Source organism: Serratia sp. Ag1, assembly GCF_000743355.1.
GTDB lineage: Bacteria > Pseudomonadota > Gammaproteobacteria > Enterobacterales > Enterobacteriaceae > Chania.
In genome coordinates this window covers 1-21,180 of record NZ_JQEI01000026.1, presented here as the reverse complement: position 1 = coordinate 21,180, position 21,180 = coordinate 1, and the positions used below count along the sequence as shown (strand labels likewise).

General features: G+C 45.1%; 17 protein-coding genes, 1 tRNA gene and 2 pseudogenes. 11 read left to right on the top strand and 9 right to left on the bottom strand.

Annotation, left to right across the window (positions count from 1 at the left end):
* Positions 1-80 precede the first annotated feature (80 nt).
* Entirely contained in the window at positions 81-1,592 is a 1,512-nt protein-coding gene (pepA, locus tag IV04_RS16230; protein WP_037398687.1) for a leucyl aminopeptidase, read from the bottom strand.
* A gap of 280 nt (positions 1,593-1,872) precedes the next feature.
* Between pepA and lptF the strand changes: the two genes are divergently transcribed.
* The gene (gene lptF / locus IV04_RS16225; protein WP_037398689.1) at positions 1,873-2,967 is read left to right on the top strand and encodes an LPS export ABC transporter permease LptF; all 1,095 of its coding nucleotides are present in this window, start codon (positions 1,873-1,875) and stop codon (positions 2,965-2,967) included.
* On the top strand, positions 2,967-4,037 hold the full coding sequence (gene lptG / locus IV04_RS16220; protein ID WP_037398691.1) for an LPS export ABC transporter permease LptG: 1,071 nt from the start codon (positions 2,967-2,969) through the stop codon (positions 4,035-4,037). Before lptF ends, lptG begins: the two co-directional genes overlap by 1 nt.
* Positions 4,038-4,078: 41 nt before the next feature.
* Here lptG and IV04_RS16215 read toward each other — a convergent pair whose 3' ends face one another.
* Entirely contained in the window at positions 4,079-6,001 is a 1,923-nt protein-coding gene (locus IV04_RS16215; RefSeq protein WP_152562897.1) for a glycoside hydrolase family 28 protein, read from the bottom strand.
* Positions 6,002-6,286: 285 nt separating this feature from the next.
* Between IV04_RS16215 and IV04_RS16210 the strand changes: the two genes are divergently transcribed.
* The 5 genes from IV04_RS16210 (at position 6,287) to IV04_RS16190 (ending at position 11,882) form a co-directional block, all read left to right on the top strand.
* Positions 6,287-6,371 (top strand) — tRNA-Leu (locus IV04_RS16210).
* 218 nt (positions 6,372-6,589) lie between these two features.
* Positions 6,590-7,846: an integrase arm-type DNA-binding domain-containing protein gene (locus tag IV04_RS16205; protein ID WP_037398693.1), complete on the top strand. Its 1,257-nt coding sequence runs from the start codon at positions 6,590-6,592 to the stop codon at positions 7,844-7,846.
* Positions 7,847-7,938: 92 nt separating this feature from the next.
* The gene (locus IV04_RS16200; RefSeq protein ID WP_037398695.1) at positions 7,939-9,171 is read left to right on the top strand and encodes a metallophosphoesterase; all 1,233 of its coding nucleotides are present in this window, start codon (positions 7,939-7,941) and stop codon (positions 9,169-9,171) included.
* A gap of 4 nt (positions 9,172-9,175) precedes the next feature.
* Positions 9,176-10,942, top strand: a complete 1,767-nt coding sequence (locus IV04_RS16195; RefSeq protein WP_051916837.1) for a hypothetical protein — start codon at positions 9,176-9,178, stop codon at positions 10,940-10,942.
* Positions 10,932-11,882, top strand: coding sequence for a hypothetical protein (locus IV04_RS16190; protein ID WP_037398697.1), 951 nt, complete (start codon positions 10,932-10,934; stop codon positions 11,880-11,882). Before IV04_RS16195 ends, IV04_RS16190 begins: the two co-directional genes overlap by 11 nt.
* 405 nt (positions 11,883-12,287) lie before the next feature.
* Here IV04_RS16190 and IV04_RS16185 read toward each other — a convergent pair whose 3' ends face one another.
* The gene (locus IV04_RS16185) at positions 12,288-12,551 is read right to left on the bottom strand and encodes a helix-turn-helix transcriptional regulator (protein ID WP_037398699.1); all 264 of its coding nucleotides are present in this window, start codon (positions 12,549-12,551) and stop codon (positions 12,288-12,290) included.
* 111 nt (positions 12,552-12,662) lie between these two features.
* Between IV04_RS16185 and IV04_RS25340 the strand changes: the two genes are divergently transcribed.
* Positions 12,663-12,923, top strand: a complete 261-nt coding sequence (locus IV04_RS25340; protein ID WP_072010909.1) for a helix-turn-helix transcriptional regulator — start codon at positions 12,663-12,665, stop codon at positions 12,921-12,923.
* A 214-nt stretch (positions 12,924-13,137) separates the two neighbouring features.
* Here IV04_RS25340 and IV04_RS26830 read toward each other — a convergent pair whose 3' ends face one another.
* From IV04_RS26830 to IV04_RS16165, 6 genes and pseudogenes are all read right to left on the bottom strand, one after another.
* Entirely contained in the window at positions 13,138-14,226 is a 1,089-nt protein-coding gene (locus IV04_RS26830) for a helicase RepA family protein (protein ID WP_231566270.1), read from the bottom strand.
* A 111-nt stretch (positions 14,227-14,337) separates the two neighbouring features.
* A pseudogene (locus tag IV04_RS26825) lies at positions 14,338-15,174 on the bottom strand (primase-helicase zinc-binding domain-containing protein); the annotation flags it as partial.
* A complete protein-coding gene (locus IV04_RS26820; RefSeq protein WP_231566271.1) occupies positions 15,167-15,343 on the bottom strand; it encodes a hypothetical protein in 177 nt (58 codons plus the stop codon). The pseudogene IV04_RS26825 and the gene IV04_RS26820, both read right to left, overlap by 8 nt.
* A gap of 66 nt (positions 15,344-15,409) precedes the next feature.
* Positions 15,410-15,697, bottom strand: a pseudogene (locus IV04_RS26815) (ash family protein); the annotation flags it as partial.
* A complete protein-coding gene (locus IV04_RS16170) occupies positions 15,694-15,894 on the bottom strand; it encodes an AlpA family transcriptional regulator (protein WP_037398704.1) in 201 nt (66 codons plus the stop codon). The gene IV04_RS16170 and the pseudogene IV04_RS26815, both read right to left, overlap by 4 nt.
* A gap of 2 nt (positions 15,895-15,896) precedes the next feature.
* Complete coding sequence (locus tag IV04_RS16165; RefSeq protein WP_037398706.1) at positions 15,897-16,775, bottom strand: integrase domain-containing protein; 879 nt, start codon at positions 16,773-16,775, stop codon at positions 15,897-15,899.
* A gap of 981 nt (positions 16,776-17,756) precedes the next feature.
* On the opposite strand from IV04_RS16165, the gene IV04_RS16160 reads away from it, so the two are divergent.
* From IV04_RS16160 to IV04_RS16150, 3 genes are all read left to right on the top strand, one after another.
* Complete coding sequence (locus IV04_RS16160) at positions 17,757-18,116, top strand: type II toxin-antitoxin system RelE/ParE family toxin (RefSeq protein ID WP_037398707.1); 360 nt, start codon at positions 17,757-17,759, stop codon at positions 18,114-18,116.
* Positions 18,100-18,423, top strand: a complete 324-nt coding sequence (locus tag IV04_RS16155; protein WP_037398708.1) for a DNA-binding transcriptional regulator — start codon at positions 18,100-18,102, stop codon at positions 18,421-18,423. Before IV04_RS16160 ends, IV04_RS16155 begins: the two co-directional genes overlap by 17 nt.
* Positions 18,424-18,791: 368 nt before the next feature.
* Positions 18,792-20,582, top strand: a complete 1,791-nt coding sequence (locus tag IV04_RS16150) for an AIPR family protein (RefSeq protein ID WP_051916836.1) — start codon at positions 18,792-18,794, stop codon at positions 20,580-20,582.
* Positions 20,583-21,180: the final 598 nt, after the last annotated feature.

Here is a 21,180-nt window from a genome sequence, read left to right as displayed (position 1 = left end):
TATAAGCCGGGTGCCGGTAAAAAATGCAAGGGCACAGCTTGCTGTGCCCTTGGTAATTATACCTGATTTACCGCGCGGATTTAATCGTCGCCGTTCAGACCGGCTCTATTGAGCAAAAACTGCACCAGCAGCGCTACCGGGCGGCCAGTGGCCCCTTTATTCTTGCCGGAACGCCAGGCAGTGCCAGCAATATCCAGGTGCGCCCAACTGTATTTACGGGTAAAGCGCGACAGGAAGCACCCCGCAGTGATCGCCCCACCTGGGCGGCCACCGATGTTCGCCATATCTGCGAAGTTGGAATCCAGTTGCTCGTAGTATTCATCCGCCAGCGGCAAGCGCCACGCGCGATCCCCGGCCTGCTCAGAAGCACCCAACAGTTCATGCGCCAGCGGATTGTGGTTCGACATCAAACCAGTGAGATGATGGCCGAGTGCAATCACGCAGGCACCGGTCAGGGTGGCGATATCAATCACCAGTTCTGGCTCGAAACGCTCCACATAAGTGAGGGTGTCGCACAGCACCAGGCGGCCTTCGGCGTCGGTGTTCAGCACTTCGACCGTTTGGCCGGACATGGTAGTCAGCACGTCGCCGGGGCGATAAGCACGCCCGCCGGGCATGTTTTCACAGCCCGCCAGCACGCCGATCACATTCAACGGCAGGTTTAATTCGGCAACGACGCGCATGACGCCATACACCGTGGCGGCGCCACACATGTCGTACTTCATCTCGTCCATACCGTCAGCCGGTTTGATCGAAATACCGCCGGAGTCAAAGGTCAGCCCTTTGCCCACCAGCACGATCGGCTTAGCGTCTGGGTTCGGATTCCCTTTATATTCCATCACGGACATCAAGGACTCGTTCTGCGAACCAGCACCCACTGCCAGATAGGCATTCATCCCCAGCTCTTTCATCTGCTGTTCACCGATGACGCGGGTAGTGATATGGCTGCTGAACGCATCCGCCAACTGACGCGCCTGTGACGCCAGATACCCGGCGTTACAGATATTTGGTGGCATATTGCCGAGATCTTTGGCAGCTTTGATGCCGGAAGCCACTGCCAGGCCGTGCTGAATAGCACGTTCACCGCTGGTGAGTTCACGGCGCGTCGGCACGTTGAACACCATTTTACGCAGCGGGCGGCGCGGTTCGACTTTGTTGCTTTTCAGCTGATCGAAGGTGTAGAGCGTTTCTTTGGCAGTTTCTACCGCCTGGCGCACCTTCCAGTAAGTGTTACGGCCTTTAACGTGCAGTTCTGTCAGGAAGCAGACAGCCTCCATGGAACCGGTATCGTTAAGGGTATTGATGGTTTTCTGAATCACCTGCTTGTACTGGCGTTCATCGAGCTCACGCTCTTTGCCACAGCCGATAAGCAGGATGCGTTCGGAGAGAATGTTCGGCACATGGTGCAGCAGTAACGTCTGCCCGACCTTGCCTTCCAGTTCGCCACGGCGCAGCAATGCGCTGATGTAACCATCGCTGATTTTGTCGAGTTGCTCTGCGATAGGTGACAGCCGGCGCGGTTCGAAAACACCGACAACAATACAGGCGCTACGCTGTTTTTCCGGGCTACCGCTTTTTACACTGAACTCCATGCACTCTCCTGAATCTTAAAGACAACGGCGGTAGCTACGGCTAGAATAACCCACTTCATAGCGTACTTCCGTCATTGAGTTAACTGAGTATGTTAACCTGAACTGCGTAAATGTTCTGTTTTGGCGGCTATAGGGTTGTTCCTATAGGGCACCCAAACGGCTTGATGTTTTAATACTATTTTAGCTGTGAAGGTTGCCACATGATGATAAAAAATGGCGGATTAGCGATGAAACTAGCGATTTTCCTGCAAAAAGACAAGTTTTCACAGGCGTAATAAGCGTGATCATCATTAGATATCTGGTACGGGAAACGCTGAAAAGCCAAATTGCCATCCTGTTTATCCTGCTCCTGATCTTTTTTTGTCAGAACCTGGTCAAGGTGTTAGGTGATGCGGTCAACGGTAATATCCCGACAAACTTAGTACTATCCCTGCTTGCATTAGGTGTGCCGAAGATGGCGCAGCTAATCCTGCCGTTAAGCCTGTTTCTTGGCCTCTTGATGACGCTTGGGCGGTTGTATACCGAAAGCGAAATCACCGTCATGCACGCTTGTGGCCTGGGTAAACGCACCCTGATTATTGCCGCCATGGTGTTGGCGTTTTTCACTTCAGCTTTGGCTGCGGTAAACGTGTTCTGGCTGGGGCCATGGGCTTCCAGTAATCAGGACGAAGTGATAGCGGAAGCCAAAGCCAACCCGAGCATTGCCGGGATGGCCGAAGGCCAGTTCCGCCCTTCACAGGACGGCACTGCCGTGCTGTTTGTCGGCAACGTGAAAGGGAACACTTTCGATGATGTGTTCCTGGCACAGTTACGCCCGAGTGGCAACCAGCGGCCTTCGGTGGTGGTGGCAGAGCACGGGGTGATTAACCAGAAACGTGATGGTTCACAGGTGGTCACGCTGGACAAAGGCACCCGCTTTGAGGGCACCGCGCTGCTGCGTGATTTCCGTATTACGGATTTCAGCGATTACAAAGCGGTGATTGGCCATCGCCCCGTCACGTTGGATAACACCCAGTCTGAACAGCTGTCGATGCGTATGTTGTGGGAGTCGTCCGACCCGGATGCCAGGGCTGAATTCCATTGGCGCCTGACGCTGGTGGTTTCTGTCATCCTGATGGCGCTGATGGTGGTGCCATTAAGCGTGGTGAACCCACGTCAGGGCCGCGTGCTGAGCATGTTGCCTGCTATCCTGCTGTATCTTATTTTCTTCCTGATACAAACGTCGCTGCGCTCCAATGCCGGTAAAGGCAAGCTGGATCCCATGCTGTGGATATGGTTGGTGAACGTGGCGTATCTGGCGATTGCGCTGGTACTTAACCTGTGGGATACCGTGCCGATGCGCAGACTGCGCGAACGCCTGAGAGGAGCGGCCTGATGTTTGGTGTATTAGACCGTTATATCGGTAAAACGATTTTCAACACCATTATGATGACGCTGTTTATGCTGGTATCGCTTTCCGGCATCATCAAGTTCGTTGAGCAGTTGCGTAAAGTCGGCCAGGGTGACTATACGGCGCTCAGCGCAGGGGTATTTACCCTTCTCAGCGCCCCGAAAGATATTGAGCTCTTCTTCCCAATGGCCGCGCTGCTGGGAGCCCTGCTTGGCTTAGGCACGCTGGCTACACGTAGCGAATTGGTGGTGATGCAGGCTGCTGGTTTTACCCGTCTGCAAATTGCCGGTTCGGTGATGAAAACGGCGATCCCGCTGGTGTTGCTGACCATGGCAATTGGCGAATGGGTGGCACCGCAGAGTGAACAGATGGCGCGTAACTACCGTGCACAGCAGATGTACGGCGGCTCACTGCTCTCCATCAAAAGCGGATTATGGGCAAAAGACGGCAATGACTTCATCTATATCGAGCGGGTGTCCGGCGAGACTGAGCTGTCTGGGGTAAACATCTATCACTTTAACGATCAGCGCAGATTGGAGAAAGTGCGTTACGCTGCCAGTGCCAATTTTGAAGATGGCGAATGGAAACTTTCGCAGGTGGATACGTCTGATCTGACCGATGCGAAACAGGTGACGGGCACCCAGACGCTGACCGGCGTTTGGAAAACCAATCTGACGCCAGACAAGCTGGGCGTAGTGGCGTTAGATCCGGATTCGCTGTCTATCAGCGGGTTGCACAATTATGCGAAGTACCTGAAGCAAAGCGGTCAGGAAGCCAACCGTTATCAACTGAATATGTGGAGCAAAATCTTCTCGCCGCTTTCTGTAGCAGTGATGATGCTCATGGCACTGTCGTTTATCTTTGGCCCGCTGCGCAGCGTCCCTATGGGGATGCGCGTGGTGACCGGTATCAGCTTCGGCTTCCTGTTCTACGTGCTGGATCAGATCTTCGGCCCGCTGAGCCTGGTTTACAATATACCGCCAGTGCTGGGGGCTCTTTTGCCGAGCTTGCTGTTCCTGCTGCTTAGCATATATATGCTGTTGAAACGCAGATAGCGTCGTGAAAAGAGTGGGGAAATCCCCCACTCTTTAATCGGTTACAGAGCCGATGCGCTTGAGGGGTAGAGTGCAAACGCCTGGCTGCAATCGTAAGGCGCTTCGGCATTCTCTGCAGGCAGATTGCGGTTATCCAGCACCTCAAACTCCGGTGCACTATTTTCTACCGCGCCCAGCAACAGGTTGGCAAAAGATACCGAGCCGGGGCCCATTGCGATCTGGGCATAGGACGGCGACGCCGGTATATTCCCCGAGGCTTTATTGGCTAACTGCGGTGTGCTATCAAACACCGTGTTGTCGAGCACGATATTTCTCAGTGGCAGATCCTGACCATCCGAACTGAACCCACGCAAGGTCACCCGAACGTTGTTGCCGTTATAAATCGAATCAGGGGTATCCACATAGTGATAATTCTTGATGGTGACATCGTGAATATCCGGGTAAGCCTGACCCGTTTTATTGCTGTAATAGGTATCGATGGTTAGCGCCTCTTGGGCGCGGCGGATGCAAACGCCATCATAGTTGACGTTTTTCACCTCTCCCCCAACGCTCATATCCGTTTTGATACGCACGCCGACAGCAAAAGCAGCATCATGGCCATCAATCGTCAGATCGCGGATTTCCACATCTTTGATCCCACAGTCGGTTTCGCTACCAATCGACATCCCATGGGTAAAGTAGAGCCTGTTATGCAGAATTTTGACGTTACTGACGGTATAAATCGATAACTGCCCCAGGTATTTATCGGCAATCGGCGGAACACAGGCGCTGCTATTGTGGGATTTGATGGCAACACCATCATCACCAGTGCTGATATGGTTATAGGCAATCAACACATTCTGCGATTGACCAGGATCGATCGCGTCGGTGTTTTTGGTGGTATCCGGGGTAAAACAGGTACTGGCCCGCGTGGTGTTAGGGGTGCCAGACGTTGCCGGTGTGGTGCCTTCCGGGCAGTCATAACCCGGCACCGTATAGGCCAGAGAAGGGGTTAAGACTTTTACGCCCCAGACGGTCACGCCATTCACCCCACTCGGCACAAAGTGGAATTTAGGCGCATTTTGCAACGTGATCTTATACAGAGTGAAATTCTTGCTGGTCGGTTTGGCGGAGTTCTTGTTGGTTACCTGAATCAACCGAGGGTTGTTCTGGTTGGCACCTGAAACCGTCTTGGTGAGTGCGCCGACGTCCCACCAGGTCAGAGTATTGGCGTATTTACCCGTGGTTAGCACTGCCCCGCCGCGCCCATCGATAATACCTTCGCCGACGACGCCGCTGTCCACCGCATCAGTGGCAGTAATCAACGCGTTACAGCCATTATCCGAACTGGCCGTTTCACCGCAGTTATTTTTAGCGTCAATCTGATAATCTGCCGGGCTACGTGAGGCAAACAGGGTAACGCCCTGCTCTACCCACAGCGTCACGCCACTTTTTAGCATCAGTGGGCCGCTCAGGAACGCATTTTCCCCATCGCTGCCTGCAACCAGTTTAACGGCACCGCTGCTACAGGCGTTGATCGCTGCCTGAATGCGGCTGGCATCCGGCTGCGAATTATCCGGGTCGGCGTCGATAGCATCATCCAACAACCCTTTTGCATTCTGAGTCAACTCAGCTGAGAGCGTTTTGCAGACCACGGGCATGACCGGCTCTTTGCCAACCAGCTCAGGATCGTTAAGTGCTGCGGCTGGCCAAGCACCACTGCGGTCTGCCGGTGGTGTCACTGGTTCAACGGGCTCAATAGGCTCAATAGGCTCAATAGGGGCCACAGGTTCTACAGGAGAAGGATCAACAGGGGCAATGGGATTAATCGGTACAGTGGGGTCAATAGGATTAACAGGGTTAATGGGTTCGGCAGGATTAACGGGATTGCTCGTCGAGGCAGTAGCGCTATCCGAGTTATCACACCCCGTCAGAGCAAGCAGAAAAATCACCATAAAGGATAATGACTTAATATTCCTTTTCATCGTCTTCCTCATAATGAAACATCGTTCCAGAATGAGATATTCCTCCGCAGCATACGCCATTGCAACTATTATTTTGCACAAGATAGCAGAGTGAATCATTAGGCCAGGCGCAGGGATAACGCCCGAGTGCTGAGCAATCAAAATGGGTGTGATAAATAGACAAAAGGCGTGGAGTAAATAGCCTGATGGCGTTTTTTTCAACATTCAACTCATTGAATGCTTGATAAGTGTTGCGTGCGGGAAGCGGGAATGTATAATGCCCACGTTTTCCGCATACTGCTTCGTGCCGAAGTGGCGAAATCGGTAGACGCAGTTGATTCAAAATCAACCGTAGAAATACGTGCCGGTTCGAGTCCGGCCTTCGGCACCATAGTATGAAATTAAGTCACCTTAGGGTGGCTTTTTTTATGTCCACAATCTTCCATTGAAGTCCATATCTTTTTGTTAAATAACATATTTTTTATCCCCTTACACCTTCACGGACTGTCTACTTTATCCACGGTGGTCTTTTTTCGTCCATTGACATCCAGATGATTTGGGGGTCAAGATGAGGGTCAACCCACTTCGATAATGAGTTGACCCCCAATTATGGCCCTGACAGACGTTGTAGCTAGAACCGCCAAGCCACGCGAGAAAGCCTACAAACTCGCGGATGCGCATGGCCTGTATCTTTTGGTAAATCCTAACGGCTCTAAGCGCTGGTATCTCAAGTACCGTTTTGCTGGTAAGGAGAGCCGGATTGCTTTTGGTGCCTATCCTCTGATCTCGTTGGCTAAGGCCAGAGAGAAGCGCGATGAGGTACGGCTGTTATTAGCCGATGGCATCAATCCGGCAGAAAAACGGGAAGTAGAAAAAGAAGAAGCGCAGGTTGCGCTGAATACCTTCGAAAAAGTGGCGCATGACTGGTTCCAGCAAATTAGTCAGAATCGCTGGTCAAAAACGCATGCTGAAAGGGTATGGCGTGATATGGAACGCAATATTCTGCCAGCGATAGGGCAGCGACACATTGCTGACCTGAAAGCCAAAGACTTGCTTGAGCCGTTGAAAGTGGTGGAGCAAAACGGCCATCTCGATTTGGCGTCACGGCTGCGTCAGCGGGTGACCGACATTATGCGCTACGCCGTACAGAACGATCTGATAGAGCGTAATCCCGCCCAAGATCTCTCTGGGGCGTTAGCTTCGCCAAAGGCCACCCATCGCCCTGCTTTGAAACTGGAGAGGTTACCGGATTTTCTGGCAAGGATTGAGCACTATAAAGGTCGGACGTTGACCACCTTAGCCTTAAAGTTAACGCTATGTGTCTTTATCCGCTCCAGCGAACTGCGCTTTGCCCGTTGGACTGAAATCGACTTTAAACGTGCTATGTGGACCATACCGGCTGAACGTGAAGCGATACCGGGTGTAAAACACTCTCAACGTGGGGCAAAAATGCGTACCGAGCATTTGGTGCCTTTATCCCGGCAGGCTTTAGCACTGTTGGAAGAGATCAAGGCGATCAGCGGCAACCATGAGCTTATTTTCCCTGGCGATCATCGTCCTACCAAACCCATGAGTGAAAATACCGTCAATAATGCGTTGCGCGTAATGGGATATAACACCACAACCGAGTTATGCGGGCATGGTTTCCGCACCATGGCCTGTAGCGCACTGGTTGAGTCAGGGCAGTGGTCAAAGGACGCAGTAGAGCGGCAAATGAGCCACCAGGAACGCAATAGCGTGCGGGCGGCTTATATCCATAAGGCTGAACACATCGAAGAACGTAAGCTGATGCTACAATGGTGGGCGGATTATCTGGATGCGAACCGCAAGGCGCATGTGGTGCCGTATGAGTTCAACCCAACTTGATTATATTATCTATTGGTAGGTTTATCATTCCCACTGTAGATTAGAACAAAACAATGATAAGCTATTAAAAAACTAATGAATCATGTAACTATATGAAAATATTGGTAATCAGTGATTTACATGTTGGAACAACTGCTCGTGCTAAAGATTTTTGTACGCTAAATAGCGATTCAGCCTCTGCGATTACAGAAAATTTTATTGATGATTTCAAAGAATTGGTTCAGTCTGAAAATCTCAGTGCAACACATCTATTAATAGCTGGTGACATTACTGATAGAGGGGAAATATCTGAGTTTGAAATGGCAGCAGAGAGAATACAGGACATAATAAATATATTAAATATCGATATTAAGAACGTTTTTTTTGTTCCTGGTAATCACGATGGAAACTGGGTGCATGAGCGAGAGTCGTCTTCAAGAGGAGATAAGCTAGAAAAAGTTAGATCGGCAAAATATATAAATATCAAAAGTAATGATTTTTTCTCAAGTATTTTAGATAACTCAGTGTTTTCCTCATACTATAAGGATCCATTTTCCGCTATTTGGGAAAGTGATGAAATTGTTGTCGTCGGTGTAAACTCTTCCGCATATGATAGTTGTGATAAAGAAATTAAGTTTGGAGAAGTTGATTTAAAATGTCTATCCACATTACAGCAGAAACTTCTTGAGATGAAAGAAAAGAAAGATAGACGATTGAAAATTTTACTAACACATCATCACCCCAAGATTTATACTGATAGAACTTTTCCTGATGCAGATTTAAGCCAAATGAAGAATGCAGAGGATTTCTTACATTTTGCTAGCATGAATGAGTTTAACTTTATTGTGCATGGTCATAAACATATTCCCCGTTTTAACTTTCAAATCGATGCAGATGGCTATGCTGTAAATATTCTTAGTGCGGGAAGTTTTAGTGCTCAATTAAAGGATTGGCATAATGGGGTGGCTAACTTTATTCATTTAATTGAACATCATGATTTTTGCCCGGAAAATAACTATTCAAGAGGTAGAGTCATCTCATGGTCATACTTTACGAATCATAAGTGGAAACGTTCTCTATACGATAGAGATAGGATTAGTCATGAGGAGTATTTTGGAAGTGTATTGTCTAAAAGTAAGCTAAAGAGAATATTGAAGAAAGAAATTTCAGAGTGGAAAACCATTAAAAAATATGTAAAATGGACAGATGTTATATTGAAAGAATCTAGCTTGAAATACTGTAATAGAATACTCTTGTTGAATGTAATTGATGATTTGTCACAAGAGTTACAATATGAAGTAATGCCAAGTAAAAATGATGATTTTGTGTTGTTATGGGCGGAATAGCATAATGAATTATAATGATATTAGTACACTATTCGAAAGTTCAAACGCAAGAAGTCTGAATACAAATCAGCTCACAAGTGAGTTTATATGGACTGAATCATTTGATTTGCTTTTTTCAAGCCAAAATCAAGTTATTTTAGGGTCTAGAGGATCTGGAAAAACAGCATTAATTAAGATGCTTTCACATGACAATCTTAGTAAATTGTCTGACCTTTATCCAAAGGCGAAAGAAATAATTGACTCAAGAAAATTTATAGCTACGTACGTTCCATTGCGAGTGGAATGGGTGAATTCCTTAAATAACTTTGAAGAAAAAAAAGAAGAATATTTTGTTTGGAGTCTAAACTTATCCTTATGTGCTAAGCTATTAGATACGATAAGAAGTTGTATTGATTGCTATATACATGATGAATTCGAACAGTTAGTAGTTGAAAAAAATATTTGTAAAGGTATATCTGGAATATGGTTTTCAGACGATGTTTTCAATAATTTAAACTCAATTAGAGATGAGCTTGAGAAAACGGAGTATAAAAAAAATCTTGCGTTTAATAAAGAGTCAATGAGTATTGAACTGTCAAATGATGAAAAGAGAATAGGTGAAAGCTTTCATACTACATTATTTAAACCATTTGAGTACGCGGCTAAAATTGCAAAAAGATTATTGGCTCTTCCCGAGGAAAGTAAATGGATAATTTGCATTGACGAAGCAGAGTTTCTGACTAAATCGCATCATAAAACATTGAACACGTTTATGCGTTCGGCAAGTGATCTTGTCTTCAAAATTACGACAATGCCGTATAGACACCATACATTAAATACTGATGTTAATGCGAATATTAATATTGGTCATGATTTAGAATATGTCTATATAGACAAACTTGGGACATCACATTTAAATCAACAGACATCTGATGCAGTAATTCAAGATTTTGCAGAAAGGCTGTTTTTTAATCGTTTAAAATTTCATGGTAAAACTGAGATCTCATTTGAAGATTTAGTTGGAAAATCTGTTCTAAGCCAATCAACACCAGATATTGCTGAGTTAAATTACGTCATTAAATTGATAAATACACACTGTAATGAAGACACTATAAAAAGAGCTGAGATATTACACTCAACGGATAAAGAAAAGTTTGATGACACAATCGTAAGGAAATTGCGAGGTTTACTGTTGTTAAGAGAAGAATATAATAACAAATCTGGGAACTCCTCCTCTACCCTGTATTCTGGTGTTGCAATTATTTCCAGATGCTCTGATGGTAATCCAAGGCGAATTTTTAGGTTGTTTAACCATCTGTTGAGTAATTTAAAAGACCAAAAAAATAGAATAGCAGATGCGAGCCAAAGCGAAAGATTAAAGAGTTACTCTTACAGAGAGTTAGAAGTTATAAAATTTGAAAAAGATGGTATAAATGCGTTTAACTTTATAAATAGAATAGGCAGTTATTTTAGGGATAAAAGTCTTGTGGAAAAGATAGGTACGGATACACCTCAGTCTTTCCTTATAGATAATACAGTTTCTGATGATCATTGGAACAGCATAAAAACTGCTGTCGATTTAGGGTTGATTTATCCATATATAAAGAAGGATAGGAATGCTAAGTCATTATTTCCATCAAAGGAAGGTCGCTTTATCTTAGCCAATTGTTTAGCACCTAATTTTAACCTTTTCCCAAGAGTAGGTAAACCTGTGAAGTTTCATCATATATTTCGCAACACCAAAACCTCTAATGAAGAGGATCAATTGGAGCTCTTTAACAATGAAGATTAAAATAGTAGATATATCTAGAACTGAATTGTTAAGTTCAAAATACGATATTGTCTTTCTCGGATTAGGTTACGAACCTCGCTGCACATACGTTTCAAAATTACTGGATACTAATGCTATAAATGAAATTATTACTTTTTCATTTGTTGAAAGTAAAGATAACTCTAGTAAAATTAAAAGTTATGAATATCTTTTAAAAAAATGGTCTAACAAAATGCATACGATAGAGTTAGAGCATTCTAATGTAAAAGAAGTATATGGTACGTTGAATAAATACCTATCTAAGATAGAAAAAGATAGTATACATATACTAGTAGATTATAGTTCAATGTCCAGAAATTGGTATTCTGCTATACTAAACTATGTCATTCGTTTCTTTCCAAAAAAAGTTGTTATTGATTTGGTCTATTCTTCAGCAGAATATCCTAAGAATGATGATTTTTATGATTTTGAATTAGGTGATATAAAAATTTTACCTGGATGTGAGGGATCATCAATAACCAAGAAAAAGAAATGTGCGATTTTTATGTTGGGATTTGATAATGTTGGCCCTCAAAGTTTTTTTAATCTTTTAGAGCCAGAATTAAGTTTTGGTATTATTGCTTCACCTGGTGCACTACCTGATTATGAAAAAATTGCTTTAAACCGTAATAAGGATTTTATAGATCATCAGCTATCAGAAGGCCAAAATTTACTAAAACTGCCTATATCAAGCTTATCTGTTACATTTGAGAATTTATGTCAATTAATTCAGCCACTTAGGTCTGATTACAACATATCAATTATTCAGTTTGGACCGAAACCACATATCGTCGCATCAACTTTGGCCGGTATTTTTTTTGAAAATGTGAGCTGTATTTATAGTGAGTATAATAGATCGAAACCTTTTGATGTTGTACATAATGGTGAGTTGGTTATCTCGAGAGTATTCTCCGGGAAATGATGCTATGATACATGATGATTTTAATAGAGAGATATAGGCGAGATAATATCGATAACTGTCTACTGATAACCAGCTAAATTATTAGCTGGATAATGTAAATGTTGTTAATTAACTTACTGTAATAAAAATACCTTATTTTTTATAAACTGAAAAGGTTATTTTATAAATGAAAATGTATTTTTAATATTGAAGCCTATCAATGTGATAGACTAGTGAAAAGTTAGTACTTATGGAAATTTCAATACCATAATAAATTGATGAGAGTCTTGTAGGTTAGTTGTATGTAACTATTTAAACTGACTAGTGAATCACTACGTATTAATTTTTAAACTACGTAGTTGCTATGATGGTTTTTTATACTGTTCACACAAATTTCTTTTTTTAGGAGGATGACGTCCATTTTTCTTATGTAGAAGATTTTTTCTGCGATTCATAATACTCAAGTATCATTTCAGCCAGATCATCTTCCACCGCATAGAAATAACATGCCGGAATATTCATTACCGAAGCTAACCGGCAGGCCAGTTCAAAGTCTGGCGTATGGATACCGCGTTCGTACTGGTTCATGCGGGCGCTGGCCGTTGCTTCATCGATTCCGGCCAGGATCCCTAAGCGTTCCTGTGAAAGGCCAGCCTTTAAACGTGCGGCTTTTAAGCGATGGGGTAGCATGAGAATCCTGATTTCAAACGTGCCTTGTCGCGATTCTCATCTGTGTGCCTTGAAAATATACTAAGTAATACTTAGTATTGACGTTTACTTGAGATCTTAACTGGAGCGGGTATGACACCACAAAAAGACTGGCATCAGGCAGATATCATTGCCGCATTACGGAAAAGAGGGACCACTATGTCAGCGTTATCACGTTCGGCAGGGCTAAGCTCGTCAACACTTGGCAATGTTCTTTCTCGTCCATGGCCGAAAGGGGAATGGCTTGTGGCAAACGCACTTGAAATACACCCTGCGGAGATTTGGCCCAGCCGTTATTTTGATGATTCGGGGAGATTACTTGAGAGAAAGGCCAGAGTAGAAAAGGGGGAATGATAGGTGAGCGATCAGAAAGAGTTTCCCCCACTTTATCCCCCACTTAAGTGTGGGCCACTTCTTCCCCCCACCTTGTTTCCAATTTTAACTTAAAAGTGTTATTTATTAGATGCTTATTTTATTTCCCCCACTTAGCGTATATATACATCTGGGAAGTGGGGGAACATGCTGGATATTAAAACCCGATAGCCAGGTTCCCCCACATCCCCCCCAGTTAATCCCCCACTTTGTTTCGGTGCGGTAACGGTGTGATGTGCTCACCGTCGAATGCGATCAGGCCGTCTTTTTCCAGCTTGTCCAGCCAACGGGCAAACTTCTTGGACACATCAAATCCCATCGCTTTCATATCGTCTCTAACCAGGGCGCGGGTGCAGCTATCGCCGCTGGCCGTGCGTGAACGAATGGCTTGCCACAGGGCGACATGATTTTCCGTCAGCCGAGAAATACCGGCTAAATCGGGATCGTTAGCGACATCATCTTCCCTGACTTCGCGGCCTTCATCGTTCAGGACCAGTGAGGTGATCAGGTCACCGTCATCGTCAACGTATAGGTCGACAGAATTCAGGTCATAGGCGCGTCGTGACGACTCTTCTGCATCTTTCATTTTGGTGCAACTAAGGATCAACGCGCCGCCATCACCCTCACGGCGCACGTTGAACTCCACATCCAAAGCGGCCCGAAAGGCGCTGGAGCCGCGTGCGCCTTTGTCCTGATCTTTACCTGAGTGGTGAATAATCAACACCGTGGCCTGCGTTGCCGCTTTGATGTAGTCGCACCCTTGAATGAAAGCGCCCATGTCTTTGGCTGCGTTCTCATCTGAACCACCAAAACAGCGGGCGAGCGTATCCAGAATGATCAGGCGAATCGGCATACCGGTTGCGGCCTTAACATCGCTGGCGGCTTGTATCACCTGTTGCACGCTCTCAGGGCTGGCCGGAAAGATGGGGCAGTCGACGCGATAAAGCGCATCAATTGGGCTACCGCCGTTAATCGTTTGTTCCCATGCCCGGATACGGCGGGGAACGCCGATCCCACCTTCACCGACGACATAAATTACGGCTCCCTGTGTAACCGGTTTGCCAGCCCAGGGTTTGCCAGTGGCGATATGGCATCCCCAAGATACAGCCAGGAAGGATTTATAAGACCCGCTGGCACCGTAAGCACTGGCAACAGACGAACTGGGTAAATAGCCTTTAATCAGGTAGTCCTGCCGCGTATCAAAGCCGTCAGAACCTTTGCGCAGAGGAAGTGAGGTGTTGAATTCCGGTGCGGTGTAGTCAATGCGGGTAAGAGGTATCGGCATGATACTTGGTTTATAGCGTTGTTGGTTGAAAGCGGTTTTGGTGGCTTCAAGGCCGTATTGTTGGCGAAAATCATCCCAGTCGCAGAGAGTAGTGGCAGGAGGTAATGAAACCCAGCCATCCACGGCTAGCGCGGCCTTTTCTGCCAGCTCTTTACCGATGTTGGTTGAACCATCGGTGTGAATGTCATGATCGCCCGCCAGAATAATGGTGGCCTCGGGATACTCATTGCGTAAGGCTTTAGCGACATTCATCAGGTTGTTGGCAGAAACCGCCGCGACAACTGCCGCTGTTGTGATCTGGCTGAGAGTAAGGCCGGTAGCGTAACCTTCAGCGATCACGATGGTTTCAGGTGATTTTAGGAAACTTACCGCGATAAAAGCCCCTTTTAACTGAGAGCCTGGCATTAGCCGTTTCTCCCCGCTGGTGCTAATCAACTGTGCGCCGGTGAGTTCACCAGATACACGATGCAGCGTTAGCAGAAGGCTACCTTCATCGAATGTAATGCCGCTGATGTGCATTTTTTGTTGTGCGGTCAGGCAGGGAAGAATTGCGGATAGACCTTTGGCTTTCAGATACGCGCTTTCACCACTGCTTGCATGGGCCAGCATATGCTGGATTTTTTCTTGAGGCGGTAAACGGTTAACAGCTTTTTCCCTGGCTGGCGCTGTGGATGCTGGTAATGTCAGACTCGCCACCAGTTTTGCAGCGGCTGACAGATCGCATTGCTTTACCAGGGCGATCAGATCGAGCCCATCACCATGACCACATTGATTACAGAACCACGTTCCCCGGCCTTGTTTATCGTCAAAGCGGAAGCGGTCTTTCCCACCGCAGGCAGGGCAAGGGCCGTGTTTTCCTCCTGGTAGGATCGAGATATTCAGCGCAGCAAGAACAGACGGCCAGTGGTGGCGGCATTTAGCGGCGATATCCGAGACAAATTTACTCATCGTTAGGCACCTCCGCTTCCAGTGATTGGTCCAACTGGTTGAGACGCTCCCACAGGATAAACGTCAGCAGTTCTTTAGCGAGGGGATTACTCAGTTCGATAATGGCATAAGCCAACGCCCTGCATTGATCGATGAGTTCTTGCAGCGTAAGCGGTGTGGGGTCATACATGATGCACCCCCGCAGAAGAAATGAAGAATTGCGGGTATAAAAAAGGAAGGGTAGTAGCCATAGGGCCGCCTCCGTTGGGGTATTTTTTACGCTACCACCAGAGACGCCAAGCCCATTGGGTGGTAGCCCGAACAGGGTTGGCGTACCGGCCCCAACGGATACCGGCCTTCCTTTCGGAAGCCCTGCCCGGACTACCATAGACAACAGGTGTGCACGAGCATTTCTCAAATACACTCTGTGTGCGTATTTGAGAACCGTCAGGGGATTCGGAACGCCAATTCCGGTTGCGGATTTTGCCGCAACATCAGCATTATATCGTAAATGGCCCGCCAGAAAAAAATAAGAATTTATCATTTGAGCGTCTCCTCGCGTTTGTTGATACGCTCAGCAATCCATGCGTTCACTTCGCTTTCCACCCAAGCTACAGAGCGGGAACCGATTTTGACCGCAGGAGGAAAACCACCCTGATTTATCAAAAGGTAAATCCATGATTTCTTGAATCCAGTTTTTTGCATCACATCTGTTAAGCGCAACAACTTGATATCCGCCATGATTAGTCCTCCTTCCTGCTGTAAACGCGCTCAACGTAGCGCCCCCTGCCATCACCGTGCCCAAGATCCATTGAGGTGAGCGCCCTGGCTTCACTGTGAGAGAATCCCTGTGACAGGTAGAAACGAATAGCGTCCTGCGCCCATGCGTAGCGCAGGCTGTGTGGGGAATAATGGCCAGTGAGCCCTAAGCGTGCGGTATGAGAGCGCCAGAAGTTCATGGCGGTTTTTAAATCAGGTTTATCGATCAATTTGCCGTTACGTGTTTGAGCAACCAGTAAAGCGTCTTTTACCGCCTGCTGAACCGCGTTGCGATCGATGATCCGCGTTTCACGTGGCCTGCCACCTTTCGTACCAAAAACAACGGTGAGAGTGGATTGATTGCGCTCAAGCTGTTGTTCCCATTTTTTCAGTGAGCTAGCGCATTGCACCGCCTCTTGGGAACGTAACCCCAGCAACCGGGCAAGTTGAAGAGCACAAGCCAGCCCTTTGTCATGCTGTTTTGCGCTTTGTAATACGGCCTGGAAACGTTCTTCTGGGATCGCGAACTTGGTGCCTGCACGGCTCGCTCCGCTTAATCCCAGCGCTTTATTGGTCAGACGTTCAGACATGGCTAGCTTTTCCCTACCCGCCATCCGAAACACCGTGCGCAGTGCCGACATTTCGTTATGAAGGGAACGGATCGCGATACCTGCCGATTGACGAGCGGCAATATAGCTTTCGATATGCTTGGATTTTAGATGTTGAACATCACGAATCTGAATATTGAGCGCAAGCAGGTGACGACAAAATCTATCCATAATGCGGGTACGATCATGCACGGTTTTAAAGCTACCGCCGACTTGCTTCGCCAGCATTTTCATTTCACGGCTTAATTTACTCATAGCAAACTTCTCACAATATCAACACGCTGCATTTCTCTGGCGCATGGGCTAAACGGCAGAAGCATCAAGATGATCTGCCTGGAACGATACCTGTGCGCCAGAGCGGCAGCAGTTGAGGTATGGCGGGGTATCGGTAATGCACTCTGTGCAGCCTCCTGCGATGCAGGTGTCCCCTCAGGCCGTTGTGGCCTGCCTCGGTATCAGTTCAACTCTCCTGTAAAAAATGGTCAGCCCGACGTAGAACATGTGTGTCAGATGCATGACTTTTGTGTGAAGTTGCGTATCTCTAATGCTGAAGTGGGTCCGTGCTGCGGCGTCACTTTCACAAGTAAAAGTGACGCCGTGTACCAAACGCAGCAGGGCAGGCGCTAGCATATGCCTTTCGGCATAGCAGAGCGCAGCCAGCAGCGTTTAATGGACGCTAGAGATTTTGGGTATAGATAACCTGAGTTGCAGCGGGGCAACCCGGATTAAGGATGTGATGACAGTGGCACTCTAGCAGGTCTGGGGCTTAGAAAGCCGTTGCCTGATAATGGCTAGTCGTCACTTGGTTGAAAGCCAATCACAGTATCCTCGGCTGGCAATACTGGCGGCTAAGAAATGCTTGTTGTTAGCCATTTCACTGGGATAAGTATACCTTCATCGCATTTACTGCGATCCCCGCTTTCAAAGGCTCAGGGGGGTTACCGCTCTTAAAGCGCTTCCTTTCAGGTTTCGGTAGCTTTTTAGTGGTCGCTCGAAAGCGTCAGTCTCAGAGCACACTCCATTCCTTATGACTTTGGGTTTGTGACCACCCGAAGGCGTTTCTCGCAGATCACTCGTATCATCCTGATATTGGAAACATTGGGTGCTGTCGTTGGCAGCTAAGTAACGTGATAAAGTTACGACAAAGCTTTACTGACTTCAAGTGCTTTGATTCTGTGATTAAAGAGAGTAATATAGCACTAAGTGCTATAGTTAAGGTGACAGGATGTTAGCCTAATGCGTGTATTTAAAACCAAATGGTTCACCAAAGCTGCTAAATCCCATGCTATTAAAGATAGTGAGTTGTGCCGGGCTATTGATGCGGTAATGGAAGGGAAAGCAGACGATCTCGGCGGGGGAGTTTACAAAAAACGCCTGAACCAGAATCGCGATCGCGCCATCATCCTTGCTAAAGGTGGAGATCATTGGTTTTACACGTTTCTTTATGCCAAACAGGAAATGGCGAACATTGATGATAGTGAACTGTCAGGATTCCGAGAGTTGGCAAAGCATTATGCAGCACTTGCTGACGAAAAGATTACGGTACTGATTAAGAATAAAGAACTGGTGGAGATTTGCCATGACCGCAAAAACTAAGTTCAAGAGTCCTGCATTTGAAGCAATCCACAGCGCGGCTTCTGGATTATTCAGCGTTGATGCTATCCCACAGGAAACCATGCGCAACTTTGACAAAGCATGTCTCAATAGTGTGGAAGATCTTCAACCTGTTGAGATAAAGGCACTGCGTGAGAAGCTGAACGTCAGCCAGCCGGTTTTCGCTAGCTACCTGAATACCAGTGTGTCAACGGTGCAGAAATGGGAAAGTGGCGTAAAGCGCCCTAGTGGGTTATCGCTGAAACTGCTTAGTGTGGTGCAGAAACATGGGTTGAAGGTGTTGGTTTGATTTAGCTGTACTGGTTTATCTTCGGGGGACATTTAGGGAGATAAGTTTTGCGATAATCCAACCGACTGTTTAGTGCCAGAAGCGGATGTTAACAGATATCAAAAATCGTTTCTTTTACTGTCCAAATTGCAAAAAAATGGATAAATTTACAGAAATGCTGCTAGAGTGATATTTTTATAACCGTGAACTGACTGTATATAATTTGTAGACTGATTCATCAAGCATAGAAAATACATGGAATAACAATTAAATAAGCGTTAACTTATAGTTCGTAAAAAATAGATAAAAGCTGGTAGAATAATTTCTGATCGCATTGATAGGGCTCTTTCTATATAAGTTGTTAATTCTCATATGGAACTAAAAAAACCATGAAATATAAAGTATATCTAAATATCCTTGATCAAATTATAAAAGAAGCACCCCAAAAATTTGCTAGGTATAGAATTGAAGAGTTCGATTCTGAAAAATTGAATCAAGCTAGATCACGGGCAAGTATTCATTTGTTTTTGAAAGTCTCTTTTGGTTTGCTCGATTTTGAGGAAAGAGAAAGAGTTATTACAGATGGGTCATATGATGGTGGAATTGATGGATATTATATTGACCAAGAAACAAAGTGTTTATATCTTCTACAAGCCAAGTTTAGAACCAATGAAACTAACTTTGAACAAAAGGAAATTACACTAGAAGAGTTACTTTCTATGGATATAAACAGGATTTTAGAAGGAGAAAACTTTGACGAAAACGGCAACGAATATAACGGAAAAATAAAACAGTTGCAGAGAGAAGTTTCTCAGATTGATGACATTGCAAGATATACATACAAAGTGATTGTTTTGGCAAACCTTTCTGGGATCAGTCTTGCAAAGCTTAAGCTACTATCCGGCGGCTATCCTGTTGATGTTTTTGATGCAATGAAAACTTATGAAAATCTTGTCTTCCCTGTAATTAGTGGTACATATTTTACTGCGAGCGATATAAGCATTCCTATCGATTTGTCTAATAAAAACGCAGGAGCAAAAATAAGCTATACCGTAAATACAAAAGCCAGTGAGTGTGAAATAACAGCCCTTTTTGTGCCAACAATAGAGTTGGCGAAAATGATGACAAAGTATAAGAACTCAATATTAAAATTTAATCCAAGAAGTTATTTGGATCTAGAGGGAAGGAAAGTAAATAGCTCTATTAGAGAAACAATACTCAATAAAGAAACAAATGAATTCGCCCTGTATAACAATGGAATAACTATGTTATCTGATGAAACTTACATTAACGAGAGGATAGGTCAAAAAAATAGAGCCCAGTTAAGAGTAAAAAACCCACAGATTATTAACGGTGGACAAACTACATATACGCTTAGCAGAATATATGAGGAAAACAAAGATGGGGATCTTGAATCCATTTTTGGTGGAAAAGAAGTTTTACTTAAAGTAATAACATTAATGAATAACAGTAATGATGAAGATAAACTTAATCTTATTGACGACATTTCAAATGCAACTAATCAACAAACTCCTGTAATTAACGCTGACAGATTCGCCAATGAATCATTTCACAAGGCAATACAGAAGAAAATTTTTGATAGATATGGAATTTTGTATGAGAGAAAACGAGGAGAATTTTCTGATGGAATTTTATCAGGGTATATCGAAGGCTCTGTTATTGTGGAAAGAAATCAGTTCTTCAGAATTTATTATTCAGCCAATGGTCACATAAATCTTGGATCTCAGAAAAAATTATTTCAACAGAATAGATTTCCAAATTTTGATATTAACAATAATGATTCACTAGATAGGTTCTATGTAGGATATTACGTTTTTAGTCAGTTACTTAAAGATAGAAAGCCCAATATTAGGCTTCAGAAAGACACATATGCTAAAATATATGCTTACAACCAGCTATTTTTTAAACAAGGGATGGACATTGACCCATGTGTTATAAGTGAAAATATTTCCATTCTAGATGAAATATGGGGGAGGTTTGTGGAGTATGTAAAATTGAAGACAACTATTGGTAATAGAGCATTTGTTGATAAGATTACGGGGGAAGCCAAATCAACCTTTAGTGAAAATAGATTGTACCGCTCGGGAAATTTTGAAAAAACAGTAGTGAATTACTTCACTAAAATAGTCAAAACACCTGAGCCTTTGCATAATCAATAATTAAAACCATACATTACGGTCACGTTAGTGACTATGCTAAGTAGTATCGAATGGTGCTAAGTTGAGGTCTTTCATTCTTTATGCTCCAGAGTTGCGAGGGGCTGGCTACCAAATTTCAGCTGTCTTAACCAAGTATCAAACTCGGCGGTGCGGATCAGTATATTCATGGTTTTTAGAGTATCCCAAAGGATACGATTTGCAATCGTAGAGTCTATTTTTTATGCAATAATTTCCATCGAAAAACTGTGTAGGGGTCAGAATGGGGGTCGGTAAAAATATTTTTATAAATTTAAATCAACTATTTCAATTGATTGTGTGAATTTTTCGAGTCCGGCCTTCGCACCAACAGTATGTAAATAGACCTCAACTGAGGTCTTTTTTTATGTCTGAAATCCAGTATTTACCTACCTTTCCCGCTATATTAACTCTCTCAGTGTCAACCGACATCAACCCACATCTACCAACAGATGTTGGTACAGATGATGGTATTTTGGGTTCGATAATGCGTGTACCAACGGGGAGGGGATAATCATGGCGTTAACAGATATTAAAGTCAGGACATCCAAGCCTGAGGAGATGTCAGCAACACTGATATAAG